Origin of the sequence: Coprococcus sp. TF11-13, from assembly GCF_003481085.1 — a bacterium.
Classification (GTDB): Bacteria; Bacillota; Clostridia; order Lachnospirales; family Lachnospiraceae; genus Coprococcus; species Coprococcus aceti.
In genome coordinates this window covers 1-10,652 of sequence record NZ_QUKK01000017.1, presented here as the reverse complement: position 1 = coordinate 10,652, position 10,652 = coordinate 1, and the positions used below count along the sequence as shown (strand labels likewise).

The following is a 10,652-nucleotide window of genomic DNA, read 5'->3' as shown; positions in this document are numbered from 1 at the left end:
GTCTACTAGCAAAGGACGGGTGGAGTCTGAAAGAAGTATTACTTGTGAGGGTGGAAGTAAGACAATTAATCCTAAAGAAATAAGATATAGTCAATCGTCTGTAAATGGTTCAAGTGAGATTATAGATAGCATGAAGAAGAATGGGTGGAAGGGTGACCCGATTGATGTGGTAGAAATGCCTGATGGAATATATACAACAATAGATAATACACGTGTTGTATCTGCAAGAGAAGCTGGTATTAATGTTAAAGCTAATGTGCATGGATATAATGATATTTTACCTGAGGAATATATCGAGAGATTTACAACTAAGAAAGGTGTTCCTGTTACATGGGGCGATGCAATTAGTCTAAGAGTTGGAAAACAAAAGGCATCTTTTAGAAATAGTAATCCATTTGGAGCGTTTGATATGGATACAATAAAGTAGGAGGCAAACATGGAAATATATGATGTAAGTAAAGTATATCAAGAATTTAATTATCCCAAAGAGTTTTTAAAAATTGTTGAACTAAATCTGGTGGACTTTGATTTTTGGTACTTAATGAGCAAAGAACAGGTTGAAAAAAGAATTAAAGGATTAAAGGAACGTTATCCAGATAGAGAACTTGTTCCTTTTGCTAGAAGAGATGATAGTGATGATATAGCTTGTTTTGATATTAAAAAAAATAGTAAAGTCCAAATTATTCATGATTTTGCAAGTGCTGGATATGAACAGAGAAAAGAGTATAATACTTTCTGGGAATGGTTTAAGGAAGCAATACAGGAAATGATAGATGAGGAAGAAGCAGATGATTAATTATGAAGAATTAAGCAAAGAAGTATCGTATGCACTTCGTCATGCACCTTGGGAATATGAGTTGGAGATGGATGAAGAAGGTTGGGTGTCAGTAGAACAATTAGTGGATGCTCTGAATAAGGATATGAAATGGATAGGTACATCAGAAGACGATTTATTAGTTATGATAGATAAATCAGAGAAGAAGAGACATGAAATAAGCGGTGGAAAAATCAGAGCATTTTATGGTCATTCAATTCCGATGCACATAAAGAAAGAAAAAATGATACCTCCAGATATTTTATATCATGGTACGGCTAGAAGATTTTTATCAAGTATAAAAATTAATGGCCTATTACCTCAAGGAAGACAATATGTTCATTTGTCACAAGATATTAGTACAGCACAGAGTGTTGGATTAAGACGTGATAATAAACCATGTGTTTTGCAAATTGATGCAAAAAGAGCTTGGGAAGATGGAATACTTTTTTATTTTGGAAATGAAAAGGTATGGTTAGCTGATGTAATACCAAGTAAATATATAACAGAAATATAGTTGATAGAAGCCAGTAGATTTAAGGGTGGAAGTCTATCTGTACAACATGCAGTTGGAAGTGCAAATCAAGCGCAAAGTGTTTTAAATGGTATTGATCCACAATTTTTTAATAAAGGAAGTAGATTCGGAGGCGGATTTTATGTAGGTGCAGATAGCAATACAATAGTTGCAGAATTAGCGGAACATGGAAATACGGCTAAATATGCAATTAGTTACGATATAAATTTATCTGGTCAAAAGGTATTGGATTTGACAGATGCAACAATTGCTTCGAAATGGGGATATGTGCAAAATCTTACTTCTACAGAGGCATGCCAAGATATAGGAACATTGGCAAGAAATCAAGGATATAAGTCAGAAAATGCAATTTTAATATTAAGAGATGATATTGAAGAGTGTGTTCTAAATGCATATAGGATTAATGATTTAAATAATTTATTGTTTTTAGACGATTATTTCGTTGGGATAGAATTTAAAAATTTGAATCAAGAAGAAATGAAAGAAATTAAGAATTCGAAATGTTTATTATAAAATATTGTTTTTAAATTATTAGATTAAAGGAGCAGTTTTAAAGATATTTCAACAAATAGGATGGTATATTTATAATCCACAAGAGAAGCCCCAATATTTGCCAATTGGTGAAGACGAAGAGTATGATTGGCAACGTGACGAGATAGAAGACATGATTTTAGTCAATAGATAATAAAATTTATGGTTTGTAAAAATACATTGTTTACTTAACAACATTTGTTATGAAAACAATGTATTTTTTTACAATTAAATTGAGAAAAACTAAATGATTGTTGACAAAAATAGTGGATAATGCAATACTATTGTTTGACAATAATGTAAAGGAGATGGTGTTGTGTCGCGGGAAGATGATGTTGGAGCTGCGGGCGTTGGAGAAGCTGCGAAAGATAGCAGAGATGAGCTTGAAGACATTTTAAAAGCGCTTGAAGTTGGTGATTCTGACAAGCATGGACCCAATATGAAGATCATCATAGGTGTAATAGCTGGGATCGTATTGGTTTCAGTTGTGTTAATTATCATGATGGTTAATAGGAAATCTGTTGTGCCTGATTTTGTTGGGCACACAACGGCGGAGGCAAAACAAATTGCCAGAGAGGCTGGTGTAACGCTTGAGGAGAAAAAAGAATACAGTTCTGAGGTAGAAGAAGGATGCGTTATCTCACAGGATATAGCCAAGGGAATGAAGGTGAAACGTAAGGCTTCAGTTGGAATAACGGTCAGTAAAGGCAAGGAGATGACAGTTGTGCCGGAATTTGTTGGTGAAATTCTGGATGATGCCAGAGCTATGGCTACAGAGGCTGGTATAGAGCTTGAAGAAACTGAAGAATATAGTAAGGATGTTGCGGCTGGCTTGATAATTGAACAGCAGGATACACAGGGAACCAGCATAGAAAAGGGGAGTTCTGTAAAGGTCACAGTAAGCCTGGGAGAGCAGACAGTAAAACTTCCTGACTTTGTAGGTATGACCTTGAATGATGCAACTATACAGTGTTCAACCCTTGGAATCACCTTTAGTACCCTCCAGGAGAATTCTGATACCGTTGATGAGAATGTGATCATCAGACAAAGCGTAAAGGCGGGAACTGAGATGACTGAAGATACTCAGTTGTATCTGATAGTGAGTAAGGGCAAGAAGACAAGCTCGTCTGTGGCTGCAAGCTCCGGTTCAGCAGGTGGTGGATCGGGATCATCTGGTGGTTCGGGATCAAATGAACAGGCGGACAGCGGAACAACAAGCGTAAATGAAGATGAGTTTATAACAGAAGAAGAAGAGTGGGGTGATTGATCATGAAAAAGGAATTTAAAAGAAGAATAATTACAGGAATTGTAGGAGCCGTGATCATGTGTATGATGAGCCTTGTTCCTGGGAAGGTACATGCATATGCTACGACGAATGCAGTGTCAGAGGATGCTGGAATCAGGGCAGAATATAATAGCGACAGTGGTGTGCTTACGCTAGATGTTTCCACGAATAAGGCGATGATTGACTTTGGACTGGAGGACAAGAAGCCGTGGACTAATTTCAATGTTATAAAGGTTGTAGTAAAGCCTGGAGTTACACATATAGGTAACAATGCATTTTCAGGATGTACAAATCTGGAGTCTGTGGTTATAGAGGGAGACGAACCTCTCACTATAGGACGAAGGGCTTTTTATGGATGTACATCTTTAAAGTCTGTGGAATTTTCAGAAGGAACTTTGTCAGTAGGGGCGTATGCATTTGCCAGATGTTCAAGTTTGAAGAATATAGACATGTCTGGATCCCAGATATACGAACTTGGTCAGTTTGCATTTGGAGAGTGCTATAGCATAACCGATTTGAAATTATCAGAGTATACCAAGACACTGGGAGACTATTGTTTTCAGGGCTGTAACAGAATAAAAAACATAGATATTCCTGATAATTTGTCAAGTGTTGGAAATTGCGCTTTTGCAGGATGCGAATTACTAGAGTATCTGGATTTTTCAGAAAGACTTATAAAATTGGGAGACTTTTGCTTTATAGGATGCAAAAATCTTCAGTATGTTAGGTTGTTAAGAAGACCGGCGGATGCTGATTTTGGAACGGGTCTGTTCAAGGAGGGAAATTCAACTGGAACATATCTGTATACATATGAGGCTGGTAACAACATATATACTCCGGATTCTGATGAGAATGTAATTATCAAGAGAGCTTATAGGTTTGATGAAAGCAGTATGAATGTAAGTATTCCAGCTAAGAGTTATGCTTATACGGGAAAGCCTATAAAACCGGTAATTAAAGTTACGGATAATGATGGCTCTGTAGTAAATGCAGATGCATATGATGTTACATACTCGAATAATAAAAATGTCGGAACCGCTGTTATAAAGATTACAGGAAAAAATGAGAATATCGGCACACTCACAATGAAATTCTCAATAGTTCAGGCAGCATGCAAGCTTTCTGTTAAGAAGGATGGTAAGCAGGCCGCAGGTACATATACGCTTCTTCTGAACAGTCGTGGAACAGCGTCTATGACCCTTGCAGCTACAACTTCAGGAAACGAGAAGATAAGATACACAAGTTCAAACGAGAATGTACTCAAGGTCAATGACAGAGGAGTCATAACAGTCACAAAAACGGGTACAGCCAAAATAACAATATGCGCTAATAATAAGACAAAGTCAAATTATAAGCCATGCTCAAAAACAATCACTGTGAAGGTAAGAAAACCTCAGAACATACAGGTTAAGAGTAAAAAGACACAGTATAATTATAAGAAGGGCGTGAAGAGAAGCATAGGAGCCTCAGCAAAGGGTGGAGTCAGACTTACATATAGTTCATCCAATCCTAAGGTTATTTCTGTAGCGAATAATGGAAAGATAACAATAAAGGGTGTTGGTAAAGCTATAGTTACGATAAAAGCAGGTGATAATGGTGTATATGAGCAGAAGGTAAGAAAGATTACATATTATGTAAGACCGGTGATGTCATCTGTGTCAATTGCCCATAACAGCAAAACACTAAAAGTAACAGTAAATAATCCTACTCCGAATTCAAAGGTTATCGTAAAAGTGTATGAATCGTCAAAGATGAAAAAACTATATGGTAAGCCACATATAAAAACTGTAAAGAAAGGCAAGAAAGTAGTTATTACTGTGAATGTATCAAAGTATAGCAGATACTATCCTGTAATTTATGTGAAGAAAAATGGCGTTGAATCACAGAAGGTTACAAATAGCAGAGGAGATATAAGGAAGTAAAGGGGGCATTTCAGATGACGAGAGTAAAAAAACTTATAGCGGCAGTGATGATTGTCTTGGCTATATGTTCATTTGGTATGGTGCAGGCACACGCTGATGAGTCGGATTCGACTGATGCGGTAAAAACCTATTATTGCATAGCAAATTATCCGGTTGGAGTAAGATTAAGTACATCACCAAACGGAAGAGCGCTTGCATGGATAACCATGACCGAGTCTGAAGCAGCGGATGCGTATGTGTATGGAAAAATAGATTACAGTGAGGATAAAGACGAGCTGAAGATACGTGGACTTACCGCACAGTCCATGAGACTCTACTGCGAAAAACTGGCCATAGGCAGTGAGCCATGCAAAATAGACAAGATAATCTCATGTGGAGGCAGTATCATGACTCTTGAGGTTAAGTCTGGTTCATATCTAAAGTGCAATGAAGTCGTGGGGGCTCACCGTTTTGATATTGCTCCAAGCGGACAGGATAATAATGTGTACAAGCCTTCAGCCTTGAATTTATCAGAGGACAGTGCTGAGGTGATCATTTCAGATGATAAACCATATGTATATACAGGCAAGGTGATAGCTCCGACAGTACAGGTCAAGTATGAGGGAAGAGTTATTGAACAGGGTACAGACTATAAGGTCACCTATAAAGACAATATTAATGCAGGAACACAAGCAAAGATTGTGGTGACTGGATGTGGAGATTATGGCGGAGAGATCCAGAAGGAATTTACAATTAAGCCTGCAAATGTGCAGTCTGCATCGATAGATGTGGCATCTTGTGTATATGACGGAACAGCAAAGTTACCAAAGGTTACAGTGAAGCTGAATGGTGCGGTAATGGGTACTGATAACTATAAGATTACTTTAAAGAATAATGTATCGGCCGGAAATAAAGCGGAGGCAGCCATAGAGGGTTGTAAGAATTTAACTGGAAAAGTAAGTAAGACATTTACAATTTCTCAGGCGGATATAACAAAAGCGACAGTGACATTAGCTGCTAATTCTTATACATATAGCGGAAGTTATTTCAAGCCTGCAGTTACAGTTGCGTATGGAAGTGCAAAGCTGAAGGCATCAGATTATACAGTACAATACGCAAATAATAAAGAGCCTGGTACAGCGACAGTTACTATTACGGCAAATGGTTCCAACTGTGTATCAGGAAAGAGAGTTGTAAAGAATTTTAGAATTGAAAAAAAGGTACCGGTGATCTCGTTCAAGAGTCCTATATCAACAACATGGCACAATGCAAATGGAACACATGGCTTTGAGTGTGTTGCACCTAGTGATTGTCAGGGTACATTTAGCTTCAAATCAAGTAATCCTAAATTGCTTGCGATCAATGCGGCAGGTGGAAGAGTTCAGGTTATGAATAACAAAGCATTTGGCAGTGTAGTGATTACAGCTACCTTTACACCAAAGGGAGCGGATGCTGCGCACTATAGTACAAAGTCTATCACCAGAACTATAAAAGTGGTGCCAAACATAGTTAAGATAGCGAATACAGAATCTAAAAAATCAGGACAGTTATATATACAGTGGTCTAATAGTAAGAAGGAGTATAATGCCAGCGAATATAGGATATATTATTATGGCTACAAGAAGGACAGTGAAGATTGTGGACAGATGTCACTATATAATTCAAAGAGTAAGATAACGGGTACCAGTACAACCATAACCGGACTGAAAGCTGGAAAATATTATATTAAGGTTGTTCCTTGCTATAAGTCAGGCGGAAACGTGCAGAATGGTGCCAGCACAAGTGCTGTAAAGTGTGTTATTAAATAGTCGAAAGAGGAAATCTTATGGAATTTATGACTCCTGTGGATAAATATATGATATCGGGTGTCCATCGTATAAGAATAGGAAGTCTTGACGAGAATGAGATTGTGGTGAGAAGCCCGGAAATGATTGGTGTTCAGACCGAATTTGTGGAAAATGGAAATGGATGGATTATATGTGATACTGGCAGTCGTAGCTTGACCGTGGATGGCAATCTGGTACAGTCAGGATACAAGCTCAAATGTGGAGATATTATAGAACTCGGTGCTTTAAGGATAATATATTGTGTGCAGATTATCGGTGTGATTATACAGAACGACTTAAAAGACAGTATTATTGTCAATCTGCCATACTTGGATTCAGAGGCGCTTAAGTATGAGGATGTTCAGGAAAAAGACAGATTTTTTCACAGATCCCCCAGAAATACGAAGGAGCCGGTTATAGAGTCAGTGACAATTGAGAATCCACCGGCAAAACAGCAGATAGAAAAGAAGCCGCTCTTGATGGTTATAGGACCAACATTTACAATGATGATCCCTATGATGCTTGGAGGAGTTCTTGCTATGTACAGCTACAGATCATCAGGGAGCAATTCTGGAATGCTTATGTATACAGGTCTTATCACTGCTGCTGCATCTGCGGCTATAGGAGTGTTATGGGCCTTCATCAATATGCATTATGATAAGAAGAGAAATGCACAGGGGGAGCTTGACAGGAGATCTGGGTATGCCAGATATCTGAGACGGCAGATAAAACAGATAGCTTATAATCAGAACACTATAAAAAATGTGCTTGGAGATATGTACAAATCTCCTGATGTTATAACGCAATATACAGATCAGTCAACTGAATTGTGGAATAGGAACAGGAATCAGAAGGATTATCTGGTGGAGCGGGTTGGCCTGGGAACATTGGATGTGTCAGAGTATATAACTGTTCCTAAGATACGAATGGAACAGTCTGATGATGAATTGATACAGATCCCGGGCAAAGTAAAGGCTGTATATTCACGAATAAAGGATGTTCCGCAGGGCGTGGATCTCGGAGCTACAGGTATAATAGGTATAGTTGGAGCGGGAGATAAGAGCAAAGCATTTGATGTGGCAAGAACCATGATTGCACAGATAGCAGCGAATAATTCTTATCGTGATGTAAAACTTGCATTTGCATTCGATTCTGAAACTGATAGCAGTGAATGGATGAACTATAGGTTTATGCCGCATGTGTGGCTCGATGATTATAGTGAGAGACTGATGGCGTCAGATAGAAGCTCAGTGGACGACCTGTTTTTCAGAATTATTGATATTCTGAGAGACCGGGAACAGAAAGATTATACTATAGAGAAGCGACAGTTTACTCACATTGTGTTGTTTGTTGCTGATACTTCTCTGCTGGAAGGGCATGCGATAAATAAGTACATAACAACAGATGCACAGAAATATTCTTTCACAGTGGTAACCTTGGCTGATAAGGAATCGCAGTTGTTGAATGACACTACTTATGAGCTTATAATCGACAAACAGTTTTCGGGAATCCATAGGATGAAGACGGATGAGTATAGCCATGTAGATTTTGATAAGGTGACAGAAAGTCAACTGGCAGCTTTTGCCGACAGAATAGCAGTTATAAAGGTGAACGAAGATGTGGAGGCTGGCGGTATACCCGACAGCCTTACATTTTTTGATATGCTGGGAATACAAAGGCTGGAAGAATTGCGGGTTCTCGACAGATGGAAGACAAACAAAAATTACAACAGTATGCGGGCTGTCATAGGTCAGTCGGCTGGTGGCAAGGACTGTATTCTTGATGTACATGAGAAATATCATGGCCCCCATGGGCTTGTTGCGGGAACTACAGGATCGGGAAAGTCGGAGACGTTGCAGACATATATTCTCTCAATGGCGATAAACTACAGCCCTGATGATATAGGCTTTTTCATTATTGATTATAAGGGCGGAGGAATGGCAAACCTGTTTGATGGTCTTCCACACATGATAGGAGCAATATCGAATCTGTCAGGAAGTGCGATAAAGAGAGCTATGGTGTCCATAAAGAGCGAGAATATGCGAAGACAGAGAGTCTTCAATGAGGCCGGAGTGAACAATATTAATAATTATACCAAGCTTGTAAAAGCTGGTGAGGTAGAACTTCCGGTACCACATCTGTTTATAATAGTGGACGAGTTTGCCGAGCTGAAGCGAGAACAGCCGGAATTTATGAAGGAGCTTATAAGTGTTGCACAGGTTGGACGAAGCCTTGGTGTTCATCTGATCCTTTCTACGCAGAAACCAGCAGGAACAGTCGACGAAAATATTTGGTCAAATTCTAAGTTTAAGCTGTGTCTTAGAGTGCAGGATAAGCAGGACAGTAAAGAGATGCTGCACAAGGAGGATGCTGCTTTTATAACTCAGGCAGGAAGAGGATATCTGCAGGTTGGAAATGATGAAGTGTATGAGCTATTCCAGTCTGGCTGGAGTGGAGCTGAGTATCGGGGAGATGCGGTTTCTGGTGAAGATACACGAACTGCGATACTTTCAGCTTCTGGTTCGGAGATTATAAGAAAGAAGAAAATTGCCAAAGTGTCAAATCCGGCAAACAGCGTAACGCAGTTGGATGCGGTTAAAGAGTATTTGGCCAAGGTAGCAAGAGAAAATGGATATAACAGAGATTATAGTTTGTGGATACCACCAATAGCTAATCCTATATTTATAGACGATATAGATAATGAATATCCGATAAATAAATCAGATGATACATATTCATTGGTGGCAACTATAGGAATGTACGATGATCCATCAAGGCAAAGTCAGAAACCATATAGGATAGATATTGCGGATGCTGGAAATATTGCAATATGTGGAACGAATGTAAGTGGTAAAAGTACCTTTGTTCAGACACTTATTGCATCATTGATAACCAGATATAAAGCTTCAGAAGTGAATATATACATAGCAGACTTTAGCAATAAATCTTTGCGGTGCTTTGAACAGGCTCCACAGGTTGGCGGCTTTGTTAGCGAGGATGATGACGACAGAATTAGGAAACTGATATTCTTAATAAACAGGATTATATCTACAAGAAAAAATATTCTTGGTGGAATAAGCTTCAACTCCTATAAAAAAGTTAACAAAAACGATATGCCTGCAGTAGTGTTCATAATAGATAACTATGCTGGATTTCGTGAAAAAACAGCAGAAATATATGATGATAATATGCAGAAGATTGTTCATGATGGTACTGCATATGGAATATATACGATTGTAACTGCAAATGGATTTGGTAATACGGGAATACCTGGAAGGATAGAAGACAATATATCTGAAACAGTGGCATTGAGCCTGAATGAAAAGTATATGTACTCATCGGTTCTGAGAACAGGAAGAGTGGAGCTTGAACCGGAAAATCTAAAGGGAAGAGGACTCATAAAGGTCGATGGAGAAGTAATGGAATTCCAGACAGCGATAGCTACGGATAGGTGCGATGATATGGAACGTATAGAGTTACTTCGCAATATGTGTGCATCTATGGCTGAAGGAGCTACTGAGGTAGCGGAAAGTATTCCTGAAATTCCAGAAAAACCTACGTGGGAGATATTCAAGAGGCGTAATGATGTTGCTCAGATGTGTAATGGATATATGTTGCCGATAGGATATGACAGTGTAAGTGCAGAGGGATATGGAATAGACCTTAGGAGAACATTCTGCTATACAATTACGGGCAGAGCTAGAACTGGTAAGAAAAATGTTATGCGGTTATTGATGAATGCAGCACTGATGAGAAATGC

The 10,652-nt window shown here is 38.7% G+C and carries 7 protein-coding genes and 1 pseudogene; all 8 read left to right on the top strand.

Features of this window, described 5'->3' with window-relative positions; all coding sequences use genetic code 11:
• A pseudogene (locus DXD11_RS13835) lies at positions 1-427 on the top strand (ParB/RepB/Spo0J family partition protein); the annotation flags it as partial.
• 9 nt (positions 428-436) lie between these two features.
• The gene (locus tag DXD11_RS13830; protein ID WP_015533470.1) at positions 437-796 is read left to right on the top strand and encodes an SMI1/KNR4 family protein; all 360 of its coding nucleotides are present in this window, start codon (positions 437-439) and stop codon (positions 794-796) included.
• Entirely contained in the window at positions 789-1,331 is a 543-nt protein-coding gene (locus tag DXD11_RS13825; protein ID WP_015533469.1) for an RNA 2'-phosphotransferase, read from the top strand. The genes DXD11_RS13830 and DXD11_RS13825 overlap by 8 nt, the downstream gene beginning before the upstream one ends.
• Entirely contained in the window at positions 1,332-1,862 is a 531-nt protein-coding gene (locus DXD11_RS14640; RefSeq protein WP_238051949.1) for a hypothetical protein, read from the top strand.
• A gap of 334 nt (positions 1,863-2,196) precedes the next feature.
• On the top strand, positions 2,197-3,147 hold the full coding sequence (locus tag DXD11_RS13815) for a PASTA domain-containing protein (RefSeq protein WP_118758616.1): 951 nt from the start codon (positions 2,197-2,199) through the stop codon (positions 3,145-3,147).
• A 2-nt stretch (positions 3,148-3,149) separates the two neighbouring features.
• On the top strand, positions 3,150-5,087 hold the full coding sequence (locus DXD11_RS13810) for a leucine-rich repeat domain-containing protein (protein WP_118758615.1): 1,938 nt from the start codon (positions 3,150-3,152) through the stop codon (positions 5,085-5,087).
• 14 nt (positions 5,088-5,101) lie between these two features.
• The gene (locus DXD11_RS13805) at positions 5,102-6,874 is read left to right on the top strand and encodes a hypothetical protein (RefSeq protein WP_055224710.1); all 1,773 of its coding nucleotides are present in this window, start codon (positions 5,102-5,104) and stop codon (positions 6,872-6,874) included.
• A gap of 17 nt (positions 6,875-6,891) precedes the next feature.
• A partial coding sequence (gene essC, locus DXD11_RS13800; RefSeq protein ID WP_118758614.1) for a type VII secretion protein EssC occupies positions 6,892-10,652 on the top strand: 3,761 nt, incomplete at its 3' end.

Coding starts and splice junctions, on each gene's coding strand:
- DXD11_RS13830 (WP_015533470.1), top strand. CDS start 437: ATGGAAATATATGATGTAAGTAAAGTATATCAAGAATTTAATTATCCC.
- DXD11_RS13825 (WP_015533469.1), top strand. CDS start 789: ATGATTAATTATGAAGAATTAAGCAAAGAAGTATCGTATGCACTTCGT.
- DXD11_RS13810 (WP_118758615.1), top strand. CDS start 3,150: ATGAAAAAGGAATTTAAAAGAAGAATAATTACAGGAATTGTAGGAGCC.
- DXD11_RS13805 (WP_055224710.1), top strand. CDS start 5,102: ATGACGAGAGTAAAAAAACTTATAGCGGCAGTGATGATTGTCTTGGCT.